The sequence below is a fragment of the Qipengyuania sp. genome, assembly GCF_964227205.1.
Taxonomy (GTDB): domain Bacteria; phylum Pseudomonadota; class Alphaproteobacteria; order Sphingomonadales; family Sphingomonadaceae; genus Qipengyuania.
This window is the reverse complement of record NZ_CAXQVB010000006.1, coordinates 197,831-220,371: the sequence shown is the minus strand read 5'-3', so window position 1 is coordinate 220,371 and position 22,541 is coordinate 197,831. Positions and strand designations below refer to the sequence as shown.

Genomic DNA, 22,541 nt, shown 5'->3' with positions numbered 1-22,541 from the left:
CCGCCGGAAGATCCCCATCACCCTGGAGATAGCGAAGAATATGGCCCAGCTCGAGGATGAAGCCGCCCAGCATACCAGCGCGCTGGGCCCACTCGTCGGACTGACGCGCGAAGACATTTTCGGGGCGGTCGCCGTCATGCTGCGCGAAACGGCTTCCGACCCGCAGCGGCTGATGAAACACGGCCAGGCGATAGGCGAGGACATGGTCAAGATCATGACCGGCAAGAGCGACCTCGCCCCCCACCCCAAGGACAAGCGCTTCCAGGACCCTGCGTGGCAATACAACCCCTTCATGCGGGCGGGCATGCAGTATTACCTCGCCGTGCAGAAGGGGGCCGCGCACTGGCTCGAGGACCTCGAGCTGGACGAGCTGGAGAAAGACCGCGCTCGCTTCATTTCGAACATCATCATCGACTCGCTTGCGCCGACCAACACTCTGATCGGCAATCCAAGCGCGCAGAAGATGGCGATCACCAGTGGCGGGCTCTCGCTGATCAAGGGCCTGAAGAATGCCTATGACGATATGGTCAACAACAAGGGGATGGTCAGCCAGGTCGACAAAAAGCCTTTCAAGCTGGGCGAGAATGTCGCGACCTCGAAAGGCTCGGTGGTACTGCGCACCGAGATGATGGAACTGGTCCACTATGCCCCGACCACAGACGAGGTATATGCAGTCCCGCAGCTGACGATTCCGCCCCAGATCAACAAGATGTACATCAACGACCTCAGTCCAGAGAAGTCGGTGGTGAAATACCAGCTCGACAACGGCATCCAGACCTTCGTGATCAGCTGGAAGAACCCGTCGAAGGACCAGGGCCATTGGGACATGGCCGACTACGTCAACTCCTGCCGCGAGGCGATGGAGGCGGTGTCGAAGATCACCGGCAGCAAGAAGGTCAATGTCTCGGCCGGATGCTCGGGCGGCCAGACCGCGGCGATGCTGGCGAGCAAGCTGGCCGCAGACGGCGACGACCTGCTCGGTACGCTGACGCTGATGGTTTGCGTCTTGCATCCCAAGCAAAACGATATCGAGGCCGGATCGCTGGTCAGCAAGAACGGCCTCGAGCTAGCCCGGCGCCGGGCGGAAAAGAAGGGCGTGATCAAGGGTGACGACCTCGCCCGCGGCTTTGCCTGGCTGCGCCCCAACGACCTGATCTGGAACTACGTCATCAACAACTACCTGCTCGGCCAGGATCCGCCGGCCTTCGACGTTCTGTTCTGGAATGCCGATGCGACCAATCTTTCGGCCGCGCTGATGGGCGATTTCCTGACCGTGTTCGAAACGCTCGCCTTTACGAAGCAGGGCGAGGTAGAGATGGTCGACCACAAGATCGATCTTTCGAAGGTCACGAGCGACCTGTTCATCCTCGGCGGGGTAACCGATCACATCACACCGTGGAAGGCGACCTACCGCTCGACCCGCCTGTTCGGCTCAAAGGATGTAACCTACGTGCTCAGCCAATCGGGACACATGCAGGCGATCCTCAACCCGCCAGGCAATCCCAAGGCGAAATACTACGTTCAGAAGGGCGCGGCCAAACCGCTTCCCGACACCGCCGAAGAGTGGCTCAAGGGCACCGAGGAAGTCGCCGGAAGCTGGTGGCCGTTCTGGATGGAATGGGTCCAGCAGCGCAGCGGAGAAAAGAAGCCGGCTCCGGCAAAGCTGGGCAACGCAAAATACAAACCGTTGGACCCCGCGCCGGGTCTCTACGTTATGGAACCCTGCTGAACAGCAGAACAAAGGACCCCAGCTTGACCGCATCGAAACCCCAGACCCCGACTGCGACCATGCGCATGATGGACGCCGGTGGACGGAGCTTGCGCGTGGCGCATTGGCGGCTGGACGAGCCATCGGACCATCCGCCGATCCTGTTCTTCAACGGCATCGGCGCAAACATCGAGGCGGTTGCGCCTCTTGCCGAAATGCTCACCGAGCGCGCCTTTGTCATGTTCGACATGCCGGGTACGGGCGAAAGCCCCGACCCTACCTTGCCATACAATCCGTTCACCATGAGTTGGACCGCACGCCTGATCCTCGACCAGCTCGGTCTCGACGAAGTCGACGTGATGGGCGTTTCCTGGGGCGGTGCGATGGCGCAGCATTTCACACTGCAATATCCCAAGCGCACCCGACGGCTCGTCCTCGCTGCGACCACGGCGGGCATGCTGATGGTGCCGGGTAATCCCGCGGCGCTGACCAAGATGGCGAATCCGCGCCGCTATATCGATCCCAAATACATGAACGAGCATTTCCAGACGCTCTATGGCGGCATCGATTCCGACGGGCAGGCGCACCAGAAGGACAGCCATATCGGGCGGCTCAAGCCGCCGTCCCCGCGCGGCTATTTCTACCAGCTGATCGCCATGCTTGGCTGGACCAGCCTTCCCGCCCTCCCCTTCATGAGCAAGGAAGTGCTGGTGATGATGGGAGACGACGACCAGATCGTCCCGCTCGTCAACGGCCGCATCCTCGCCGGGGCAATCCCCAATGCGCAGCTCGAGGTGATCGACGGCGGCGGCCACCTGTTTCTACTGACCCACGCCGAGGAGAGCATCGCCAGACTGCGCGCATTCCTCGATGCTCCGGCCACGCAAGCGGAGCTCGACCGGGCAGCCTGAGCAGGGCGGACCGCGGGGAGAAAGCGACGATGGCCACAGACCCCGCACTTGCCGCAAACTCCCTCGCCAACCAGCCGGTCCGACAATCGACCGGCAATGGCGGCGCGCTCGGCAAAACGGGATTTGCCTGGGCGATTTTCGAATGGGCCCGCAATCCCTACTACATCCTGATCGTCATCTATATCTTCGCGCCCTATTTCGCGCGCGACATCATCGGAGCCGATTTGCTCGCCAGCGGCGCGCTCGACGGGCTCCCCGCTGACAAGGCCCTCGCTACTGCCAATGCTCAGGGCCAGGCGACTATCGCCACGGTTACCAAATGGGCGGGTTTCATCGCGGCGCTGACCGCGCCGTTGCTGGGTGCGGCGCTCGACCGCGGGGGACGGCTCAAACCGATCCTTGCCGTCTTTCTCGGCTCTATCGTCGTCTGTTCAGCCATGTTGTGGTTTGCAGAGCCTGGTGGCCGCGGGCTAGGAACCGGCACGATCATGGCGTTGCTGGTGATCGCCTACGTCAGCTACACCTACTCCGAGGTCACGCACAACGCGATGCTCAGCGTTTCGGGCGAGCCGAAGAAGCTGGCGATGATCTCCGGCCTCGGTCTCGGACTCGGCAATGGTGCGGCGACGCTGATCTTCGTCGCGATCGCCCTGCTCTTCGTCCTGCCCGCAACCGTCGGTTGGCCCTTCGCCGAGCCTCAGTTCGGCGTCGATCTCGCCAAGTTCGAGCATGCGCGCCTCGCCGGCCCGATCTGCGCCGCGTGGCTCGCGCTGTTCTCGATTCCCTTCTTCCTCAATGCGCGCGATCCGGGTGTTCCGGGCGCAAGCTGGACCAAGGCGTTCCGCGAAGGCGCGGCGAGCGTTTGGCGTACGATCAGGGCGGCAGCGCATTACCGCCAGCTGATGAAGTTCCTTATCGCGCGCATGTTCTATGCCGATGGAATGGCGGCGCTGCTTGCGCTCGGCGCGGTCTATGTCGCGCTGTTCCTCGGGTGGAATTTCCTCGAGATGCTCTGCTACGCCATCTTCGCCAGCGCCTGCGCCTTTGCAGGCGGCATCTTCGGCGGCTGGCTGGAAGGCAGGATCGGGGTCAAGCGAGCGCTTGCCGTCGAAATTCTGGCCATGGTCGTGACCGGCCTCGTCCAGCTGAGCATCACGCAGGAAAGCCTCTTTCTCGGGCTCGTCGAAAACCGACAGGTATGGCAAGCGCCGGTGTTTCCGACGCTCTCCGATCTCGTGTATCTCGCGCTCATCAGCGTGGTCGCAGTCACCGCCACGGCGAGCATTTCCTCGGGCCGCACCATGCTTGTCATTCTCGCCCCGCCAGGTCGAAGCGGGGAATTCTTCGGCCTTTATGCCATCGCAGGTACCATCACGGTGTGGATGGGGCCGTTGCTGGTCGAACGGTTCACACTATGGTCGGGCGATCAGCGCATTGGCATGGTGTCGATCAACCTGCTCTTCTTCATCGGTCTGACGGTATTGCTGACCGTCCGCATGCCCGAACGTACCGCCTAAACACTGCTGGACTCATCGGTTGCATTGTGGAACCTTCTTGCATGGAGAGAGGAGCACGTCGCCATGCCCGCATTCGACCTGATCATTCGCAACGGTACCATCGTCGATGGGACCGGCCAGGAACGCTTTACTGGCGACATCGCGATAAAGGACGGGCTGATAGCCCAGGTGGGCGAGGTCAGTGGCGATGCGGCGGAGGAAATCGATGCGGGCGGCCACCTCGTCACGCCAGGTTTCGTCGACATCCATACCCATTACGACGGCCAAGCGACCTGGGACCAGGAAATGGCGCCTTCGAGCTGGCACGGCGTGACCACCGTAGTCATGGGCAATTGCGGGGTCGGTTTCGCGCCTGCCAAGCCCGACAAGCATGAATGGCTGATCGGCCTGATGGAAGGGGTCGAGGACATTCCCGGCACCGCGCTCGCCGAAGGCATGAGTTGGGACTGGGAGACCTTCCCCGAATACCTCGACGCGCTCGAAAAACTGCCGCGCACGGTCGATGTCGGCACGCATGTCCCGCACGGTTCTGTGCGCGCCTATGTCCTTGGTGATCGCGAGCGCCCCGGCGCAGTCCCAACCGGGGACGACATCAAGGAAATGAGCCGCATAGTCGAGGAAGGAGTGCGGGCGGGCGCACTCGGCTTTTCCACCTCGCGCACCGTGCTCCACCGCGACATCGATGGCGAGGTCGTCCCCGGCACCACCGCCACCGCCGAGGAACTGGTTGAGATCGGCCGGGCCATGGGCCGCGCAGGTCACGGCGTGTTCGAGATGGCCAGCGACATGATGCGTGAATGGGACGAATTCGGCTGGATGGGCAAGATGAGCCGCGAGACCGGCCTTCCCGTCACCTTCGCCGCGCTCCAGTCGATCGCCAAGGAGCTGCCGCTTGAAGAGCAGATCGAGAGCATGCGCGCCGAGAACGACAATGGCGCCAACATCGTCGCGCAGATCGCCCTGCGCGGCAACGGCATCGTCATGGCCTGGCAGGGCACCGTCCATCCCTTCCGCCTGAAGCCCAGCTGGAAGGAAATCGAGGACCTTCCCTGGGAAGAGCAGATGGCCATGCTCTTCGATCCCGAGTTCAAGGCGAAACTGCTCGCCGAGGAGCATGACTTCTCCGAGGTCAACCAGGACATCATCGGGTTGATCATGGTCGTCTGCGGCGGCTGGAACCTGCAGTTCGAAATGGATCCCGATTTCAACTACGAGCCCACCGCGCAAGAAAGCATTCTCGAGCGCGCCAAGGCGGCGGGCGTATCGGGCGATGAATACGCCTACGACCTGCTGTGCAGCGACGATGGCAAGGGCTTCATCTACCTTCCGATCCTCAATTACGCCGACGGCAATCTCGATTTCCTGATGGACCTCCAGCAGTCGGACGACACGGTCAATTCGCTGTCAGACGGCGGCGCGCATTGCGGCACGATCTGCGATGCGGCCTCGCCCACCTTCATGCTCCAGCACTGGGTGCGCGACCGTTCGCGCGGGACGATTACGCTAGAGAACGCGATCAAGCGCCAGTGCAGCGACACCGCGCGGCTCTACGGCCTGGAAGACCGTGGCGTCCTCGCCCCCGGCTATCTCGCCGATCTCAACATTATCGACATGGAGCGCCTCAAGCTCGGCAAGCCGTGGCTCGCCTTCGACCTGCCCGCCGGGGGCAAGCGCCTGCTGCAGAAGGCCGATGGCTATGTCGCCACGATCAAGAACGGCAAGATCACCTTCCGCGAAGGAGAATGGACCGGCGAGACCCCGGGCGGGCTGATCCGGGGCCCGCAGCGGGCCGAGATGCTGGAGGCAGCCGAATGAAGGCGATCCGCACTGGCGCGACACCTTCGACCCTCGAAACCCTCGACTATTGCGACATTGCCGATGCCCCAGCACCCGGCCCGGGCGAGATCACCGTCGACATGAAGGCGAGTTCGCTCAACTATCACGACTATGCCGTGGTCAAAGGGATGATCCCTGCCGAGCAGGGCCGCATACCGATGTCCGACGGCGCAGGCCTGGTCACTGCCGTCGGCGAAGACGTGAGCGAATTCGCGGTGGGCGACCATGTCGTCAGCACCTTCTTCCCCGACTGGCTCGACGGAGCGCCGCCGGCGACCGCCTTCACCCGCGTGCCGGGCGACGGGATCGATGGCTATGCGCGCGGGGGCGTGACCGCAGCTGCACACTGGTTCACCCGCACGCCCAAAGGCTTCAGCCATGCGGAGGCGGCAACGCTGACCTGCGCCGGTCTCACGGCATGGCGCGCGCTGTTTGTCGACTATTCCCTGAAGCCCGGCGACACCGTGCTCGTCCAGGGAACCGGCGGCGTATCGATCTTTGCATTGCAATTCGCCAAGGCGGCGGGTGCGACGGTGATTGCCACCAGTTCCTCGGACGAGAAGCTCGAACGCGTGCGGAAGTTGGGCGCCGACCACCTGATCAATTACAGGGAAGTTCCGGCCTGGGGGCCCAGGGCGCTTGAGCTGACCAGTGGTCGCGGGGTCGACTGCGTGGTCGAGATCGGCGGCGCGGGCACGCTAGACCAGTCGATGCTGGCGACCCGCGTGGGCGGGCATATCGCGCTGATCGGCGTGCTCGCAGGCTTTGCCGGACCGGTCCAGACGGCCCTGTTGTTTTCGAAGAATCTCAAGGTTCAAGGCCTGACCGTGGGCAGCCGCGCGATGCAGCTGGACATGATCGCCGCGATCGAAGCCAACGGCATCCGGCCGGTGATCAGCGACACCTTCGCGCTCGAAAACCTCGCCGATGCCTTCCGCCATCAGGAAAGCGGCGGCCACTTCGGCAAGATCGCGGTCGAAATCTAGGGCTCGATGACGATCCCCTTGGCGGGATCGACCTTCCCGCCGACCATCGCGACGAAAACATCCCGCGCGGCGGCGAGCCCCCTGCGGCGCTCGATCGTCACGTTGTCGCCCGCATCGGCGAGGAAGGCGCGCCAGCTTTCCGCCAGCATTGTGCTCGCTTCCTCTGGCCCGACGCTCTTGAACAGCGCCACGGCATGGTCGGGCGCGAAGAACAGCGTCGGCGCGGGGCCGGGAATGTCCTCGGTCCCGCCGGCGCGTTCCTCGATATGTGTCACCCCGACAAGGCAGGAGTATTTGAGCGCTTCGCCCAGATGCGTGTGGATCGCCTTCAAGAGCCCGGAATTGCCCGCGAAATCGACAGAAACGCTGGTCTCTGTCGCAATCGAGCCGACGTCGTCATAGGCCACAACCGTGTCGTAAAGATCGCTAGCCTTCACGAACTCGACATTGCCAGCCGAGGTCAGCCCTATCCGCTTCACCTGCGGCGAGCGATGTTTCGCCACGCTCGCAAGGCCCATGGCAGTCTTGGACGAGGCGCTGGTCAGGATCAGCTGCGAGGCACCGAACCAGTCTTCCGACCGGAAGAAATACTCGATCAGGAAACCCGTCTTGAACAACGGCCCGAAGATCATCCGCTCGCCTTCACGGGCCGGATCATGCTCGGGATCGGCGGCAAGGCGCGAGTACTGGTTGTAGATCGGGCTCATCGGCTGGCGATGTTCGGCCATGTCGGTGAATCCCGAGGCCGAGACCTTGCCCGGCAACACATCGAGATGCGTGGCCATCGGGAGGTAGCCATAGACGCGCTCGCCCACGGAGAATTCGGGATGGTTGCTTTCCACGACGCGCGCATGGCCCCACATGGGGACGATGCCCTTGTCGCCGGGCGCAGGGAAGAAGTTCCAGTAGCCGAAGTCGTCGCCGACGACGGCGTAGGTCACGTTGTTGGAAGTGACCGAGAAGCTCTCGACGGCGAGCCGCAGCGCACCCTCGCCCAGTTCGCCGGGGTCGCTTTCGACGAGTTCGGCTTCCCCGATGGCATCCTTGCGGACATGGATCTGCTGCATGCGTCTCTCTCCTCTGTGAGAGACGCTAGCGCCAGCCTGTTCGCAATGCGAGTGCTTAGACCCGCATCGGCATCAGGACATAGAGCGCGGGCGAGTTGTCGTCCTTGCGGATCAGCGTCGGCGCGCCGGCATCGGCGAGATGGATCTCGACCGTGTCCGAATCGATCTGGTTGAGGATGTCCTTGAGATAGCCGGCATTGAAGCCGATCTCGAAACCCTCCGCCGCATATTCGGCGGGCACTTCCTCGGTCGCGGTGCCGTTGTCGGGGCTGGTGACAGTGAGCGTGACCTTGTCCTTGTCGAGCCCCATCTTGACCGCGCGTGTCTTCTCGGTGGCGATGGTCGCGACGCGGTCGACACCCTCGTGAAAGCTCTTCGGATCGAGCTTCAGGAGCTTGTCGTTACCCGTTGGAATAACACGCGAATAATCGGGGAAGGTGCCATCGATCAGTTTGCTGGTCAGGACCACTCCGCCCTCGCCGCCGAGGGTGAAGCGGATCTTGCTGGCCGAAAGGTCGATCTGGACGTTGCCGTCCATCGATTCCTCGAGCAGCTTGCGCAGTTCGGCCACAGCCTTCCGCGGCACGATCACGTCGGGCATGCCTTCGGCGCCCTCGGGTCGCGGCAGGGTAAAGCGCGCCAGGCGGTGGCCGTCGGTCGCGGCCGCCTTGAGCACCGGCTCGGCATCGTCCGACACGTGGAAGAAGATGCCGTTGAGGTAGTAGCGCGTTTCCTCGGTCGAGATCGCGAAGCGCGTCCGGTCGATCAGCTCGGCTAGCGTCTTGGCAGCCAGTTCGAAGCTGGTCGGCAGGTCGCCCTCGACGATAACCGGGAAGTCGTCGCGCGGCAGCGTCGGCAGCGAGAAGCGGCTGCGCCCGGCCTTGATGGCGAGGCGGTTTTCCGCGGCCTCGAGGCTCACTTGCGAGCCTTCGGGCAACTTGCGCGCGATATCGAACAGGAGGTGCGCCGAGACGGTGATCGCCCCGGGGCTGTCGACGCTGGCGCCCATGTGCTCGATCACCTGCAGATCGAGGTCGGTCGCCATGACCTTGAGCGAATTGTCGCCTTCCGCCTCGATCAGCACGTTCGAGAGGATGGGGATGGTGTTGCGGCGTTCCACGACCGACTGGACGTGGCTGAGACAACGCAGCAGCGTCGCGCGTTCGATGGTGGCCTTCATGGTCCTACTTTCGTCCCTCTGGGGCACTGGGCAGGCCGGAATCGCCCCACCAGCGCCGGAATACGGATAGTCACCCTAGCGGGGGTTGCATGGGGAGCAAGGCTGCGCCCACGCGAAAGCTGATTCCTTGGGGAAAAGTTGGAGGTTTTTTGTCGGGTGCGCCCTCGACATCCGTCGAAAGCCTGCTGTTCAGTCCCTCTTCTTTTACCCCATCATCGCCATGCCGCCATTCACGTGCAGCGTCTGGCCGGTGACATAGGCGGCTTCGTCGCTGGCAAGATAGGCCACGGCCGCACCGATCTCGTCGCCTTCGCCCATGCGCCCCACCGGGATGCGCGCATTGATCGCAGATTTCTGGTCGTCGGTCAGCGCATCGGTCATGGCGGTGCGGATGAAGCCCGGAGCAACGCAATTGACAGTGATGTTGCGGCTGGCGAGCTCCTGCGCGAGGCTCTTCGACATGGCGGTGAGGCCGCCCTTGGCCGCAGTGTAGTTCATCTGGCCCGGATTGCCCGTGTGGCCGACCACGCTGGTGGTCGAGATGATGCGGCCGCCCTTGGCCTTCATCATCGGGCGCGCGCTGGCACGCATCAGGCGGAAGCTTGCCTCGAGATTGATGCGGATCACATCGTCCCATTCCTCGTCCTTCATCCGCATGGCGAGATTGTCGCGCGTAATGCCGGCATTGTTCACGAGGATGTCCATCCGCCCGAGCGTGTCGACCGTGGCCGGGATCAGTTCCTCGACCTGCGTCGCGTTGGACAGATCGCAAGTGATCTCGACATGGTCGTGGCCGAATTCATCGTTCAGCTGCTCGCGAAAGGCGCGCAGCTTGGCCGCGTTCGAGCCCGACAGCGCGAGCCGCGCCCCCTGCTTGGCAAGGGCATAGGCGATCGAGGACCCGATCCCGCCGCTGGCACCGGTGACGAGGGCGGTTTTCCCTTCGAGGCTGAACATCACGCGTTCTCCTTCGCAAAATTCTCGAGATCTTCCATGGTGACGAGGCTGATCGTGGTCGCCTCCTTGTCGATGCGGCCGACCATTGGGCCGAGCACCTTGCCGCCGAGTTCGACGAACCGCTCGATTCCCGCTTCGCGCATGGCGAGTACGCTTTCGCGCCAGCGGACGCGGCCTGTAACCTGCTCGACAAGCAGAGCCTGTTCTTGCGCCGGGTCGGTCACGCGTGCGGCGGTGACGTTTGCGTAGAGCGGGACGGTGAAGGCCTGCGGGGGTGTATCGGCCAGCGCGTTCTTCATGCGCAGCGCAGCAGGTCCCATCAGCGAACAGTGGAACGGAGCGGAGACGGGCAACTTGATGCCGCGCTTGATGCCATGATCCTTGGCCATCTCGATTGCGCGGTCGATCGCTTCGGCATGGCCCGAAATGACCACTTGCGTCGGGTCGTTGTCGTTGGCGACTTCGCAGACCTGGCCCTGCGCCGCGGCTTCGGCCAGCGCGGTCGCCTTGTCGATATCGGCGCCGAGCAGCGCGGCCATGGCACCGACGCCGATCGGCACGGCATCCTGCATGGCGATCCCGCGCAGGCGCAGCAGCTTAGCGGCATCGGTCAGCGAGAAGGCACCCGCGGCGCACAGGGCGCTATATTCGCCGAGCGAGTGCCCCGCGACGCATTGTGCGACATCGGCCAGCGCCACGCCGAATTCTTTCTCGAGCACGCGCGCGGTGGCGACCGAATTGGCCATGATCGCGGGCTGGGCGTTCGAGGTCAGCGTCAATTCGCTTTCCGGCCCGTCCTTCATCAGCGCCGAGAGGTTCTGCTTCAGCGCCTCGTCGACTTCCTCGAAAACCTCGCGGGCATGCGCGCTCGCTTCGGCGAGTTCGACGCCCATGCCGACCTTCTGGCTGCCCTGCCCGGGAAAGATGAATGCAGTCATGAATATCTCCTCAGACGGCGCGCCTAGGCGCGTGGGGCGCGCGCCTCAAGTCCGAATGGGACAATCCTGTTGGCAGCATCATGGCCGATTTCCGCGCGGCCAAGGTAGGGGATGCCGCTGCGCGCGCACCAGTCCTGCGCGATCGCAACTTCGTCGGTGCCGAATGGACGGTCGTTCTGGGGGACCTGGCCGATCCGGCCCAGGCGAAGGCCGGCAATCCCCCGCAGGTGCTGCGTGACATGAAAAAACAGCCGGTCGACGGCATAGAGGTGTTCGGCCACCTCCTCGACCATCACGACATGCCCGGCGAGATCGGGCGCGAGGTCGGTACCCACGAGCATGGCCAGCGTCGTCAGGTTGAAGGCGACCGCAGGGCGGTTGTCGAGATGCGGTTCGAGTCCTGCTTCGCCCCCTTTAAGCCAGTCGAGCGCGCGCTCGATCGTTTTCGCTCCGCCCTCGTGCTTGATATCCCCCGCCAACGGGCCATGAGCCACGCGACCGATGCCATGCTTGTACAGCGCGGCGAGCAGGAAACCGGTGTCCGAATAGCCGAGGTAGGACTTGGCGTTCGCCGCATCGTCCATCTGCGTGATCGCCTGCGCCGCGATGCGATTCGAGCCGTAACCGCCCATCGCGAACCACACCGCATCGAAAGCCGGATCGTTGGCGCATTCGAGCAGTGCGGCGAGGCGCACCGGGTCGCTGCCGGCAAAATGCCCATCGTGGATAAAGCACTGATCGTGGAAATGGAGCGACACGTCGTCGCGCCCTGCCACGAGCGCCTCGACGGCATCGGCTCGGTCGCGCTTCAACGGTTTTCCGGGGGCGCAGATCGCAATTCTGACCATGCGCCCTGCTAGCCCGCTTGTATCACGCGGCACAACTCAATAGCTGCACCCGCATGAGCGATATGCCCACCCCTGAAGATTTGTTCGCCCGCCCCTTCTTCTTTTGCGGCATCGGCGGATCGGGAATGCTGCCGCTGGCGCAGATCCTCAAGGGGCGCGGATGCACGATCGAGGGATCGGACCGCAGCAACGACCAGGGCCGGACGCCGGAGAAATTCACCGCGCTGGAACGACAGGGCTTCGCGCTTCACCCACAAGACGGCAGCGGGATCGTATCGAGCGAGCAGATCCTCGTCGCCAGCGCGGCGGTCGAAGACAGCGTGCCTGAAGTGCAACGCGCCAGGGAATTGGGGTGTCTGCGCCTGACACGGGCGGAGCTCAACTCGATCCTCTTCAACACCAGCGGCGCGGGGCTCGCGGTAGCGGGAACCAGTGGCAAGTCGACCGTCACCGGCATGCTCGGCTGGATCCTCCACGCCTGCGGGCGCGATCCGACGATCATGAACGGCGCGGTGATGAAGAATTTCGTCTCGCCCGAGCGCCCCTTCGCCAGTGCGGTGGTCGGCGGGCAGAGCCTCTATGCCAGCGAGGTCGACGAGAGTGACGGGTCGATCGCGCTCTATCGCCCGGCAGTGGGCGTGCTGCTCAACGTCAGCCTCGACCATATGGAAATGGCCGAACTCCGCCAGCTTTTCGGCGATTTTCTCTCGCGCAGCCGCATTTCGGTGATCAATGCCGACGATGCCGAAGCGCTGGCTCTTCTGCCCCACGCGAAAGACGTGATTACCTTCGGAATCGAACAGGAGAAGGCGCAGATCGGCATCGTACCGGGCTCGGTCGCCGAGGGGCCGCGACGGCAGGCCGCACTGGTGGTCGACCGCCACGACGGCAGCGAACATGCGCTGACGCTGAACCTGCCCGGGCGGCACAATCTCTCCAACGCGCTCGCCGCCATTGCGGGAGCAGCTGCGGCGGGCATCCCCGTGGCCAAGGCGGTCGAGGCGCTGTCCGGCTTCGAGGGCCTCGCGCGGCGCTTCGACGTGATCGGCACCAGCGTCTCCGCCATCACCGTGATCGACGATTTCGGCCACAACCCCGAGAAATGCGCCGCCACGCTGCGCACGCTGCGCGCCCATCCGGGCCGCGTGCTCGCCTTCTTCCAGCCGCATGGCTACGGCCCCCTGCGTCAGATGGGCGACGAACTGGCCGAGACCTTCGCGACGGAACTGGCCGAAGGCGACCGCGTGATCCTGTGCGACCCGATCTATTTCGGCGGCACTGTCGATCGCAGCGAAGGTAGCGAGCGCATCGTACGACTGATCGAAGAGGCCGGTGGTCATGCCGAATACATCCCCACGCGCAAGGCCGCTGGCGACCGGCTGGTCAATGTTGCGCGGCCCGGAGACCGGATCGTCATCATGGGCGCACGCGACGATTCGCTGAGCAGCTTCGCGCGCGACGTGTTCGGCAGGCTTTCCTAGAGCGCGGCGGGGCCGGCGGCCTCGCGCTCTACCGCGCGGCGATATCCCTCGCGTTCCACCAGCCTCTCGCGGTACTCCCGCAGCACCTGGGGGACACCCTCGTCGAGCCCCACCTTGCCGGCAAGAATCAGAGCATAGCCGCAGCAGATATCGGCCACGGTAAAGCGGTCGGCGCAGAGGAATTCGCGGTTTTCGAGCCGCCCTTCCAGCTTTACCAGTCGTTTCCAGAACCATTTGGCATAGGCCTCGCCCGCCTCGCTCCAGCCCTTGTCCTTTTCGAACAGGGCGAAGCGCATATAGACCGTCTGTGGAAACGTAATCGTCGCATCGGCGTGATAGGTGAAGTCGAGATAGGCGGGATAATCGCCCTCGTCCGGCGCCACGACCAGCGATGTGTCGCACCCCTTCGTCGCGAGGTAGTGCGCGATGGCGCAGCTTTCGGTCATCCGCGTCTCGCCCTCGACCAGCAGCGGGACCGTGCCAAGCGGGTTGCGATCGAGATATTCGGGCGCCTGGTAGCGCGGTGGGAACGGCAGGAGTTCGAGTGCGATATCGACGCCTCCCTCTTCCGCCGCCCAGGTGGCGCGCAACCCGCGCGACCCGGCGCAGGTGTAGAGGACGGGCCGCCCGTCCATATTCAGTGCGCCTTGCCGAGCTTGAGCACCTTGTGCAGCAGGATCGTGAGGATGAATCCCAGTACCAGTCCGATGAGCGCCGAAACAGCTGCATAGGTGAGCCAGCCAAGCACGCCCGACAGCGCTCCGGTGGCAGCCTTCACCGCGTATTCCGCGCCATGGGCGATGTCGTAGAAAACGTCGAACCCCAACTCGTGCGTACCGTGCAGGATGATCCCGCCGCCAACCCACAGCATCGCGATCGTGCCGACGAACGACAGAATGGTCAGCAGGTGCGGCACCGAGTTGACCAGGAACCTGCCGAACGCTTGCGCCCCCGACGACTCCTGTTTGCGCAGGTGCAGGCCGATATCGTCGAGCTTCACGATCAGCGCGACCGTCCCGTAGACGACAAGGGTCACCGCAATGCCGACGATGGCGAGCACGCCTGCACGCACGACGAGATCTTCGTTCGCCACTTCGCTAAGCGTGATCGCCATGATCTCCGCCGACAGGATGAGATCGGTGCGGATCGCGCCTGCCACTCGCTGTTTCTCGAAGGCGACCGGATCCTCGATCACGTCGTCGACGGTCTTGCCGTGCTTCTCGCCGCCGAGCTTTTCCATCACCTTTTCCGCACCTTCATAGGAGAGGTAGGCGCCGCCCAGCATCAGGATGAAGATGATCGCGCTCGGCAGCAGCCAGCTCAGCAGCAGTGCGCCAGGCAGCAGGATGATCAGCTTGTTCTTCAGGCTGCCCTTGGTGATGTTCCAGATGATCGGCAGCTCGCGCGCGGGGCTGAGGCCGGTGACGTAGCTTGGCGTTACGGCCGCGTCGTCGATCACCACTCCTGCCGTCTTCGATCCCGCCTTGCTGGCGGCCACACCGATATCATCGACCGAGGCCGCGGCAGTGCGGGCGATGATCGATACGTCGTCGAGCAGGGCTACGAGTCCACCTGGCACCGGGCAGTTCTCCTTCGTTTTTACACCCAATGCGCCCCTGCCCGCCCCGTTCCACCCTGCCAAGACTTGCATTCCCCGTTATTCCCGCTATGTGCGCGCATCCCTCGGCTCCGCCCGGGGATTCGAAGAAAGCCGGAGGGGCCCCGCAATCCCGCGGATCAGCCAGCGATCGGCCCGAAGTGAAAGGAAGACCACATGGCTCTTTACGAGCACGTGTTCCTTGCGCGCCAGGATCTGAGCCAGGCTCAGGTCGATGCCTTGGCGGCGCAGGCTACCGAAATCATCGAGAAGAACGAGGGCAAGGTCACCAAGACGGAGACCTGGGGCCTCAAGAACCTCGCCTACAAGATCGACCGCAACCGCAAGGCGCATTTCGTGATGCTCAACATCGAGGGCCCCGGCTCCGTTGTCGCCGAGCTCGAGCGCCAGACCCGCATCAACGAAGACGTCATCCGCTACATGACCATCCGTGTCGATGAGCACGAAGATGGCCCGAGCGTCATGATGCGCAAGAACGAGCGCGATGCGAAGAAGCGCCGCGACCGCGAGGAGCGTAACTGATGGCCCGTCCGTTTTTCCGCCGCCGCAAGTCCTGCCCGTTCTCGGGCAAGAACGCCCCCAAGATCGACTACAAGGACGTCCGCCTGCTGCAGGGCTTCATGTCCGAACGTGGCAAGATCGTCCCCAGCCGCATCACCGCCGTCAGCGCGAAGAAGCAGCGTGAACTGGCCAAGGCCATCAAGCGCTCGCGTCACATCGGCCTGCTGCCGTACATCGTGAAGTAAGGAGAAAATCCATGGATATCATTCTCCTTCAGAGGATCGAAAAGCTCGGCTCGATCGGTGACGTCGTCACCGTGAAGGACGGCTATGCCCGCAACTTCCTGCTCCCGCAGAAGAAGGCCCTGCGCGCCAACGAAGCCAACAAGAAGGTCTTCGAAGCGAACCGCGAGCGCCTGGAAAAGGAAAATGCGGAACGCCGCAGCGAAGCTGGAAAGGCCGGCGAAAAGGTCAATGGCGAAGAGATCGTCCTGATCCGCGCGTCGTCGAACACCGGCCAGCTCTACGGCTCGGTCAACGTGCGCGACATCGCTGCTTCGCTGGCCGAAAAGGGCCACGACATCGACAAGAAGCAGGTCATCATGGGTGACCCGATCAAGACGATCGGCATGCATGAAGTCCGCATCGACCTCCACCCCGAAGTCTCGGTCTCGATCAAGGCCAACGTCGCCCGCTCGGAAGACGAAGCCGAACTGCAGAGCCAGGGCATCGACGTGATGGCGCAGATGTTCGAGGACGAACAGCGCGAGATCGAGGAACAAGCCGAAGCCAACCGCATCGACCCGACGCTCGAGCCCGGCGAAATCCCCGCCGACCTGCTCGAAGACGCAGACGAAGCGAACGAAGAGACCGCCGAAGGCTGATCTTCGAAACGGCAATGAACCATGAAAAGGGCGCGGCGGCTTCGGTCACCGCGCCCTTTTTGTAAGAAGCGTGCGCACACCCTATGAGGGATCGTGACACAGTACCGAAAACAACAAGAGGCAGGAGAAACGCCCATGGATTCGATCGACCAGACTCTCGACCGGCTCGAGAAAATGTATGACGCCGCCGTCGAGCGGCTGCGCGAGGATGTCATCGCCTTCGGCCGCGAGCGTACTTTGCCCGCGCCTGAACGCCGCAGCGACGGCAGCTATGCCTATCCCGAGCTGCGGCTGCGCTTTCGCGGCGGCGACCAGCCCGAGGACCGCAACCGCGCCTTCGGCCGGCTCAACGCACCGGGGCTCTATGCCACCACGGTCACGCGCCCCGCGCTGTTCCGCGATTATCTGCGCGAACAGCTCGAGCTGATCGAGGAGAATTACGAAGTCGAGATGGAAGTCGGCTCCTCGCGGCAGGAGATCCCCTTCCCCTATGTCCTCGACGGCGAGGCCGGCGCCGAATTGGTCGGTGTCGATCCCAACCTCATCGCGCGCCATTTCCCCTCGACCGAACTGGCCGACATCGGCGACGAGCTGGCCGACGGCATCGTGCTCGAAAGTGTCGACGACCCGATCCCGCTGTCGCTGTTCGACGGGCTGCGCACCGATTTCAGCCTCGCGCGGCTGGCGCATTACACCGGCACCAGCACCGAGCATTTCCAGCGCTTCATCCTGTTCACCAATTACCACCGCTATGTCGACGAATTCGTCGACTGGGCGGGCGCGCAGCTCGGCGCGAACGGATACACGGCGCTCGCCGGCGCGGGCGGGCTGATGCTGACAGAGAAGACCGACAATGCTCGCGCGCAGCTGTCGGACACCGCATGGCGGCGACACCAGATGCCCGCCTACCACCTCGTCGGCCCGAACCGTGAAGGGATCACGCTGGTCAACATCGGCGTCGGCCCATCGAACGCCAAGACGATCTGCGACCACCTTGCGGTGCTGCGGCCCGAGGCCTGGCTGATGATCGGCCACTGCGGCGGCCTGCGCCCGAGCCAGAAGATCGGCGACTACGTGCTCGCCCACGCCTACCTCCGCGACGACCATGTGCTCGACCCGGTGCTCCCGCCCGAAATCCCCCTCCCCGCGATCGCCGAAGTGCAGCAGGCGCTCGCCGGCGCGGCCGAGGAGGTGTCGGGCGAACATGGCGCGGACCTCAAGAAGCGCATGCGCACCGGCACCGTCGTCACCACCGACGACCGCAACTGGGAACTGCGCTACACCAGCTCGGCGCACCGCATGAGCCTTTCCCGCGCGGTCGGGGTCGACATGGAAAGCGCCACCATCGCTGGCCAGGGTTACCGCTTCCGCGTCCCCTACGGCACGTTGTTGTGTGTCTCCGACAAGCCGCTTCATGGCGAGATCAAGCTGCCCGGACAGGCCAACGCCTTCTACGAGGAAGCGATCGCCGCGCACCTCGAGATCGGCGTAACCGCCTGCAAGCTCCTGCGCGAGGAAGGTCCGAGGCTCCACAGCCGCAAACTGCGCGCTTTCAACGAACCGCCGTTTAGGTAAGCTCGCTCCCCACAAGGGAGAGAGGCATGACCGTAAAACCCAACCGCTCGCGCTCGATTGCGGGGCGCGTCGCCATCGTCACCGGTGCCGCGAGCGGAATGGGCCGCGCCACCGCACTTCTGTTCGCGGCTGAAGGCGCGCGGGTGGCGGTGACAGATCTCGACCTGGTGGCCTGCGAGGAAGTGGCGCGCGAATGCGGGGCGGAGGCCCGCGCCTATGCCCTCGACGTCGCTGACGGGGACGCGATCGCGCGCGTGGTCGCACAGGTCGCCGAGGATTTCGGCGGGATCGACATCCTCGTCAACAATGCCGGCGTATCGAGCTTCTGCGCGCTCGACGAGGATGCCTATGAGGAAATCTGGCACCGTGCGCTCGCGGTGATGCTGACCGCGCACCAGCGCATAGTGCGCGCTGCGCTACCGCATCTACGCCGGAGCGACGCCGCACGGATCGTCAACATCGCCAGTACCGAGGGCCTCGGCGCGACGCCCGGCGACACGCCCTATGTGGCGGCCAAGACCGGCGTGACCGGCCTCACGCGCGGTCTCGCGGTCGATCTCGGGCCCGAGGGCATCACCTGCAACTGCATCTGTCCCGGTCCGATCCGCACCGCGATGACCGACTCGGTGCCCGACGAGCACAAGGCGATCTTCGCCAAGCGTCGCACCGCGCTGAGGCGCTACGGCGACCCCGAGGAGGTCGCGCATATGACGCTGTCGCTGGTGCTCCCCGCGGCGAGCTACATCACCGGCGCGGTGATCCCCGTCGATGGCGGGCTGATGGCGCGGAACGCGTAGGGGTCGGCATTTATTGGGTAGCGGTCGCTGGACTGCGCCTTGCTAGGACCTACCATATTGCCGATTGCAACTGGGTGAGAGCTGATGCCGAGCCGGACATTCATCGCGCGAGTAGACGACAAGGGGTCGACGACCACCATCGCGTTCTACAAAGAGATGCCAGGGGGCTGGAAGCTCGACTTCAGGGACGGTCAAGGCAACCACATCGCCAATGGCAATCGTTGGGCCGAAACCTTGGACGATTTAGTGCTTCAGTTGGCCGATTTCACAAAGGAAGATCTGCACTGGCGCGCAGAGGATAACGAGCCGATTTCGTTCTACGCCGCCGTTCAAGAATGCATTCTGAGCTCTAGTAGCCATTGAGCAGGCATCCGCGTGCGGATCGTTAGCAGTCGAGCCGCATCACCCCTGCCCCTTGGTCTTGGTCTTGCCGTCCTTGGCGTTCTTCTCGATGTAGTCGATGATCATCCCGGCGATGTCCTTGCCGGTGGCGTTCTCGATACCTTCGAGGCCGGGGGAGGAGTTTACCTCCATGATCACCGGGCCGTGATTGCTGCGCAGCATGTCGACGCCGCAGACGTTCAGGCCCATGCGCTTGGCCGCGCGGACGGCGGTGCTGCGTTCCTCGGGGGTGATCTTGATAAGCTGCGCGCTGCCGCCGCGGTGGAGGTTGCTGCGGAAATCGTCGGGCGCGCCAGTGCGCTTCATTGCCGCGACCACCTTGCCGCCGACCACCAGCGCGCGGATGTCGGTACCGCCCGCCTCCTTGATGAATTCCTGGACCAGGATGTTGACGTTGGCCCCGCGGAAGGCTTCGATCACCGACTTGGCGCTGCTCATCGTTTCCGCGAGCACCACGCCAATGCCCTGCGTACCTTCGAGCAGCTTGATCACCACCGGCGGACCCTTCACTGCCTTGATGATCTCCTCGGCGGCCTTGGGATCGTTGGCATAGGCGGTCAGCGGCAAGCCGAGCCCGTGCTTGGCGAGGATCTGCATCGAACGCAGCTTGTCGCGGCTGCGCCCGATGGCGACGCTTTCATTGAGCGGCCAGCAGCCACGCATTTCGAACTGGCGCAGGATGGCGAGGCCGTAATTGGTGATCGAAGCGCCGATACGCGGGATCACTGCATCGTAGCCGACGCAGGGTTCGCCATTGTAATAGACCTCGGGCCGGTGGCTCGCGATGTGGACGGTGCAGCGCGTGGTGTTGAGAATATCGAGCTGATGCCCGCGCTGCTCCGCCGCCTCCTTGAGGCGCTGATGCGAGTAGAGGTTGGCATTACGTGCCAGCATCGCGATTTTCATGATGTGTGACCTTTTTCCACGTCGCGGGCCGGGCTCTGGAGCCAGGAATGGCCCGAGTCGACGACGAAGCGGCGTCTTAGCGCAGATCGCCCAATCAGCATCGGGAATTTCATGTCGCTCCGGTCGGCTAGGCTGATCTCGGCGCGAAATGTGACATCGCCGATACGCAGCGGCGTCTTGACGATCATGCGGCGCTGCGTTTCGCCGTTGGAGCTGGTGATTCCGCGCCAGTCGATATGCACCGCCTCGCACACCTGGCGCACGTGCTGGCGTTCGAAATCCACCGCGAAACGGACGTAGCGTTCGCCGTCGCGCTCGAACTGCTCGAGGATTGTCGCGTGGAGCGAGGAAGTTCGCGCGCCGGTATCGATTTTCGCCGGCAATTCATGCAGGCCGAGATCAGGCAGATGAACCAGCTCGCGCCAGCCCACAACCTCAAGCTTGGTCTTCTTTTCTCCCATGATGCAAGCTGTTAGCGGCTTGGCACCCGGATTGGCAATGCGGGGCGGCCGATCGATGCCGCCGCCCCGACATGCCGCTTACCAGCCCTGCGGCTTGCCCGCGTTCTGCTTGTCGAGCCAGGCCTTGAGCGGGGCGAAATATTCTACCATCGCCTTGCCGCTCATCTGGCGCTCGCCGGTGAAGGCCTCGAGCGCGTCGGGCCAGGGCTTGCTCGCACCCATTTCGAGCATCGCGTCGAGGTTCTTGCCGACTTCCTCATTGCCGTAGAACGAGCAGCGGTGCAGCGGCCCTTCCCAGCCGGCCTGGTCGCAGGCGGCCTTGAAGAACTGGAACTGCAAGATGCGGGCGAGGAAGTAACGTGTGTAGGGCACGTTGCCCGGGATGTGGTACTTGGCGCCGGCATCGAAGCCGCTCTCGTCGCGCGCCACCGGCGGGACGATGCCCTGGTACTGCAGGCGCAGATCGTTCCAGCCCTTGTTCAGCTCGTCCGTCGGGATCGAGCCATCGAACAGCCCCCAACGATAGCGGTCGACCATCAGGCCGAAGGGCAGGAAGGCGACCTTGTCCATCGCCTGACGCAGCAGCAGGCCGATATCCTTGTCTGCGCTCGGCACGTCCTGCTTGTCGAGCATGCCGATCTGCACGAGATATTCGGGCGTGATCGACAGCGCGACCATGTCGCCGATGGCCTCGTGGAAGCCGTCGTTCGCGCCGTTGAGGTGCAGATAGTCCTGCTGGTTGTAGGCGCGCTGGTAGTAATTGTGGCCGAGCTCGTGGTGGATGGTGATGAAGTCGTCGGCGTTCTTCTTGATGCACATCTTGATGCGCAGATCGTCGACATTGTCGACGTCCCAGGCGCTTGCATGGCACACCACCTCGCGGTCGCGCGGCTTCACGAACTGGCTGCGCTCCCAGAACGTCTCCGGCAGCGGTTCGAAACCCAGCGAGGAGAAGAAGCCTTCGCCGACCTTGACCATGCCCACTTCGTCGAGGCCCTTCTTTTCGATCAGATCGGTCAGGTCATAGCCGATGTCACCCGCGCCCGCGGGGGCGACCAACGGGTAGATGTTGCCCCATTCCTGCGCCCACATATTGCCGAGCAGATCGGCGCGGATCGGACCGGTCGCGGGCTGCACCGCATCACCGTATTTCTCGTTGAGCTTGGTCCGGACATAGGTGTGGAGCGCCATGTAGAGCGGCTTCACTTCCTGCCACATCCGTTCGGTCTCGCCGGCGAAGGCATCGGGATCCATATCGTAGTTCGAGCGCCACATGGCGCCCAGATCGGCAAAGCCGAGCTCCTTCGAACCCTCGTTGGCGATACCGATCATGCGCAGGTAATCCTCACGCATCGGCGCGCCGACATTGTCGTGCCAGCTGACCCACATCTCCGCCTTTTCGGCGGGAGTACGCTCGAGATTGCCCATCTCGGCCTCGATATCGCTGCCGCTGATCTCCTTGCCGTTGAGCGTGCCCTTGCCCTTGCCATACTGGCTGTTGAGACTGGTCGCGATCTCGTTGAGCTCGGTCGCTGCACCGTCGCGAACCGGGGCGGGCATGACGATACCGTTGCGCAGTATGTCGAGCTTGCGCGCCACCTCGGGGTCGAGCCCCTTCACCTTGGCATATTTCGCCGCCTGATTGGCGTAGCGCACCGACATTTCGGTCGATTCGGCGCCGTATTTCGCGGCCAGCGCGTCGGTATCCTCGGTTATATAGGTCGAGTTGACCCACGAGATCCGGGCGTATTCGACGCTGAAATCGCCCATCTTCTTCTCGACCATAGCGACCCAGTTCGCCGCGCCCTGCGGGGTCATCGGATAGGCGGCCTTGGCCATCTCGGTCTTGGCGTCGTGATGATCGGCCAGCGCCGGACTGGCGAGGGAAATGGCAAGCGCAGAGAGCGCGACGGATGCAAGTTTCATGATTATCCTCTCAGGAGTGAATTCTGCGATGTGGTTACACGTG

At 63.7% G+C, this 22,541-nt stretch carries 22 protein-coding genes; 12 read left to right on the top strand and 10 right to left on the bottom strand.

The window, feature by feature from the left end; genetic code table 11:
* Nucleotides 1-40 precede the first annotated feature (40 nt).
* The 5 genes from ACEQZ0_RS14270 (at nt 41) to ACEQZ0_RS14250 (ending at nt 6,958) form a co-directional block, all read left to right on the top strand.
* Nucleotides 41-1,729 (top strand): PHA/PHB synthase family protein, encoded by a 1,689-nt coding sequence (locus ACEQZ0_RS14270; protein ID WP_370191713.1) that lies wholly within the window; start codon nt 41-43, stop codon nt 1,727-1,729.
* 65 nt (nt 1,730-1,794) lie between these two features.
* Nucleotides 1,795-2,619, top strand: coding sequence for an alpha/beta fold hydrolase (locus ACEQZ0_RS14265; RefSeq protein ID WP_370191725.1), 825 nt, complete (start codon nt 1,795-1,797; stop codon nt 2,617-2,619).
* A gap of 29 nt (nt 2,620-2,648) precedes the next feature.
* Nucleotides 2,649-4,136, top strand: a complete 1,488-nt coding sequence (locus ACEQZ0_RS14260) for an MFS transporter (protein ID WP_370191712.1) — start codon at nt 2,649-2,651, stop codon at nt 4,134-4,136.
* A 63-nt stretch (nt 4,137-4,199) separates the two neighbouring features.
* Nucleotides 4,200-5,951: an amidohydrolase family protein gene (locus ACEQZ0_RS14255; protein WP_370191711.1), complete on the top strand. Its 1,752-nt coding sequence runs from the start codon at nt 4,200-4,202 to the stop codon at nt 5,949-5,951.
* Entirely contained in the window at nt 5,948-6,958 is a 1,011-nt protein-coding gene (locus ACEQZ0_RS14250; protein ID WP_370191710.1) for an NAD(P)-dependent alcohol dehydrogenase, read from the top strand. Before ACEQZ0_RS14255 ends, ACEQZ0_RS14250 begins: the two co-directional genes overlap by 4 nt.
* Here the strand turns inward: ACEQZ0_RS14250 and ACEQZ0_RS14245 are convergent.
* The 5 genes from ACEQZ0_RS14245 to ACEQZ0_RS14225 all read right to left on the bottom strand — a co-directional run bounded on the left by ACEQZ0_RS14245 (nt 6,955) and on the right by ACEQZ0_RS14225 (nt 11,948).
* Nucleotides 6,955-8,025 carry a DUF2855 family protein gene (locus ACEQZ0_RS14245; protein WP_370191709.1) on the bottom strand — a complete coding sequence of 357 codons (1,071 nt, stop codon included), beginning with the start codon at nt 8,023-8,025 and terminating at the stop codon, nt 6,955-6,957. The genes ACEQZ0_RS14250 and ACEQZ0_RS14245 overlap by 4 nt on opposite strands.
* A gap of 55 nt (nt 8,026-8,080) precedes the next feature.
* Entirely contained in the window at nt 8,081-9,205 is a 1,125-nt protein-coding gene (dnaN, locus tag ACEQZ0_RS14240; protein ID WP_370191708.1) for a DNA polymerase III subunit beta, read from the bottom strand.
* A gap of 204 nt (nt 9,206-9,409) precedes the next feature.
* A complete protein-coding gene (gene fabG, locus ACEQZ0_RS14235) occupies nt 9,410-10,162 on the bottom strand; it encodes a 3-oxoacyl-[acyl-carrier-protein] reductase (protein WP_370191707.1) in 753 nt (250 codons plus the stop codon).
* Nucleotides 10,162-11,100 carry an ACP S-malonyltransferase gene (gene fabD, locus ACEQZ0_RS14230; protein WP_370191706.1) on the bottom strand — a complete coding sequence of 313 codons (939 nt, stop codon included), beginning with the start codon at nt 11,098-11,100 and terminating at the stop codon, nt 10,162-10,164. Before fabD ends, fabG begins: the two co-directional genes overlap by 1 nt.
* A gap of 23 nt (nt 11,101-11,123) precedes the next feature.
* Nucleotides 11,124-11,948, bottom strand: a complete 825-nt coding sequence (locus ACEQZ0_RS14225) for an LD-carboxypeptidase (protein ID WP_370191705.1) — start codon at nt 11,946-11,948, stop codon at nt 11,124-11,126.
* A gap of 53 nt (nt 11,949-12,001) precedes the next feature.
* Here ACEQZ0_RS14225 and ACEQZ0_RS14220 point away from each other — a divergent pair, with 53 nt between their 5' ends.
* Nucleotides 12,002-13,429 carry a glutamate ligase domain-containing protein gene (locus ACEQZ0_RS14220; RefSeq protein WP_370191704.1) on the top strand — a complete coding sequence of 476 codons (1,428 nt, stop codon included), beginning with the start codon at nt 12,002-12,004 and terminating at the stop codon, nt 13,427-13,429.
* Here the strand turns inward: ACEQZ0_RS14220 and ACEQZ0_RS14215 are convergent.
* Together ACEQZ0_RS14215 and ACEQZ0_RS14210 are read right to left on the bottom strand one after the other, a co-directional pair.
* On the bottom strand, nt 13,426-14,064 hold the full coding sequence (locus ACEQZ0_RS14215; protein ID WP_370191703.1) for a glutathione S-transferase family protein: 639 nt from the start codon (nt 14,062-14,064) through the stop codon (nt 13,426-13,428). The genes ACEQZ0_RS14220 and ACEQZ0_RS14215 overlap by 4 nt on opposite strands.
* 2 nt (nt 14,065-14,066) lie before the next feature.
* Nucleotides 14,067-15,008 (bottom strand): DUF808 domain-containing protein, encoded by a 942-nt coding sequence (locus tag ACEQZ0_RS14210; RefSeq protein ID WP_370191702.1) that lies wholly within the window; start codon nt 15,006-15,008, stop codon nt 14,067-14,069.
* Nucleotides 15,009-15,203: 195 nt separating this feature from the next.
* On the opposite strand from ACEQZ0_RS14210, the gene rpsF reads away from it, so the two are divergent.
* The 6 genes from rpsF to ACEQZ0_RS14180 all read left to right on the top strand — a co-directional run bounded on the left by rpsF (nt 15,204) and on the right by ACEQZ0_RS14180 (nt 19,166).
* Nucleotides 15,204-15,569: a 30S ribosomal protein S6 gene (rpsF, locus tag ACEQZ0_RS14205; protein WP_370191701.1), complete on the top strand. Its 366-nt coding sequence runs from the start codon at nt 15,204-15,206 to the stop codon at nt 15,567-15,569.
* A complete protein-coding gene (gene rpsR, locus ACEQZ0_RS14200; RefSeq protein WP_160729637.1) occupies nt 15,569-15,793 on the top strand; it encodes a 30S ribosomal protein S18 in 225 nt (74 codons plus the stop codon). Before rpsF ends, rpsR begins: the two co-directional genes overlap by 1 nt.
* 11 nt (nt 15,794-15,804) lie before the next feature.
* Complete coding sequence (rplI, locus tag ACEQZ0_RS14195; protein WP_370191700.1) at nt 15,805-16,431, top strand: 50S ribosomal protein L9; 627 nt, start codon at nt 15,805-15,807, stop codon at nt 16,429-16,431.
* Between the two features lie 93 nt (nt 16,432-16,524).
* Entirely contained in the window at nt 16,525-18,006 is a 1,482-nt protein-coding gene (locus ACEQZ0_RS14190; protein ID WP_370191699.1) for an AMP nucleosidase, read from the top strand.
* 26 nt (nt 18,007-18,032) lie between these two features.
* Complete coding sequence (locus ACEQZ0_RS14185; protein ID WP_370191698.1) at nt 18,033-18,803, top strand: SDR family NAD(P)-dependent oxidoreductase; 771 nt, start codon at nt 18,033-18,035, stop codon at nt 18,801-18,803.
* 84 nt (nt 18,804-18,887) lie between these two features.
* Nucleotides 18,888-19,166, top strand: coding sequence for a hypothetical protein (locus tag ACEQZ0_RS14180; RefSeq protein WP_370191697.1), 279 nt, complete (start codon nt 18,888-18,890; stop codon nt 19,164-19,166).
* Between the two features lie 39 nt (nt 19,167-19,205).
* Here ACEQZ0_RS14180 and rimK read toward each other — a convergent pair whose 3' ends face one another.
* From rimK to ACEQZ0_RS14165, 3 genes are all read right to left on the bottom strand, one after another.
* Nucleotides 19,206-20,111: a 30S ribosomal protein S6--L-glutamate ligase gene (gene rimK, locus ACEQZ0_RS14175; protein WP_370191696.1), complete on the bottom strand. Its 906-nt coding sequence runs from the start codon at nt 20,109-20,111 to the stop codon at nt 19,206-19,208.
* Entirely contained in the window at nt 20,108-20,572 is a 465-nt protein-coding gene (locus ACEQZ0_RS14170) for an ATP-dependent zinc protease (protein ID WP_370191695.1), read from the bottom strand. The genes rimK and ACEQZ0_RS14170 overlap by 4 nt, the downstream gene beginning before the upstream one ends.
* A gap of 78 nt (nt 20,573-20,650) precedes the next feature.
* Nucleotides 20,651-22,498 (bottom strand): M2 family metallopeptidase, encoded by a 1,848-nt coding sequence (locus ACEQZ0_RS14165; RefSeq protein WP_370191694.1) that lies wholly within the window; start codon nt 22,496-22,498, stop codon nt 20,651-20,653.
* Between the last annotated feature and the right edge of the window lie 43 nt (nt 22,499-22,541).

Excerpts from the sequence above, each read along its gene's own strand:
- ACEQZ0_RS14220 (WP_370191704.1), top strand. The coding sequence starts at position 12,002 with ATGAGCGATATGCCCACCCCTGAAGATTTGTTCGCCCGCCCCTTCTTC.
- dnaN (WP_370191708.1), bottom strand. The coding sequence starts at position 9,205 with ATGAAGGCCACCATCGAACGCGCGACGCTGCTGCGTTGTCTCAGCCAC.
- ACEQZ0_RS14185 (WP_370191698.1), top strand. The coding sequence starts at position 18,033 with ATGACCGTAAAACCCAACCGCTCGCGCTCGATTGCGGGGCGCGTCGCC.
- ACEQZ0_RS14260 (WP_370191712.1), top strand. The coding sequence starts at position 2,649 with ATGGCCACAGACCCCGCACTTGCCGCAAACTCCCTCGCCAACCAGCCG.
- rpsF (WP_370191701.1), top strand. The coding sequence starts at position 15,204 with ATGGCTCTTTACGAGCACGTGTTCCTTGCGCGCCAGGATCTGAGCCAG.
- ACEQZ0_RS14250 (WP_370191710.1), top strand. The coding sequence starts at position 5,948 with ATGAAGGCGATCCGCACTGGCGCGACACCTTCGACCCTCGAAACCCTC.
- fabG (WP_370191707.1), bottom strand. The coding sequence starts at position 10,162 with ATGTTCAGCCTCGAAGGGAAAACCGCCCTCGTCACCGGTGCCAGCGGC.
- rimK (WP_370191696.1), bottom strand. The coding sequence starts at position 20,111 with ATGAAAATCGCGATGCTGGCACGTAATGCCAACCTCTACTCGCATCAG.
- ACEQZ0_RS14180 (WP_370191697.1), top strand. The coding sequence starts at position 18,888 with ATGCCGAGCCGGACATTCATCGCGCGAGTAGACGACAAGGGGTCGACG.
- ACEQZ0_RS14270 (WP_370191713.1), top strand. The coding sequence starts at position 41 with ATGGCCCAGCTCGAGGATGAAGCCGCCCAGCATACCAGCGCGCTGGGC.
- ACEQZ0_RS14170 (WP_370191695.1), bottom strand. The coding sequence starts at position 20,572 with ATGGGAGAAAAGAAGACCAAGCTTGAGGTTGTGGGCTGGCGCGAGCTG.
- fabD (WP_370191706.1), bottom strand. The coding sequence starts at position 11,100 with ATGACTGCATTCATCTTTCCCGGGCAGGGCAGCCAGAAGGTCGGCATG.
- rplI (WP_370191700.1), top strand. The coding sequence starts at position 15,805 with ATGGATATCATTCTCCTTCAGAGGATCGAAAAGCTCGGCTCGATCGGT.
- ACEQZ0_RS14215 (WP_370191703.1), bottom strand. The coding sequence starts at position 14,064 with ATGGACGGGCGGCCCGTCCTCTACACCTGCGCCGGGTCGCGCGGGTTG.
- ACEQZ0_RS14265 (WP_370191725.1), top strand. The coding sequence starts at position 1,795 with ATGATGGACGCCGGTGGACGGAGCTTGCGCGTGGCGCATTGGCGGCTG.
- rpsR (WP_160729637.1), top strand. The coding sequence starts at position 15,569 with ATGGCCCGTCCGTTTTTCCGCCGCCGCAAGTCCTGCCCGTTCTCGGGC.
- ACEQZ0_RS14165 (WP_370191694.1), bottom strand. The coding sequence starts at position 22,498 with ATGAAACTTGCATCCGTCGCGCTCTCTGCGCTTGCCATTTCCCTCGCC.
- ACEQZ0_RS14225 (WP_370191705.1), bottom strand. The coding sequence starts at position 11,948 with ATGGTCAGAATTGCGATCTGCGCCCCCGGAAAACCGTTGAAGCGCGAC.
- ACEQZ0_RS14255 (WP_370191711.1), top strand. The coding sequence starts at position 4,200 with ATGCCCGCATTCGACCTGATCATTCGCAACGGTACCATCGTCGATGGG.
- ACEQZ0_RS14245 (WP_370191709.1), bottom strand. The coding sequence starts at position 8,025 with ATGCAGCAGATCCATGTCCGCAAGGATGCCATCGGGGAAGCCGAACTC.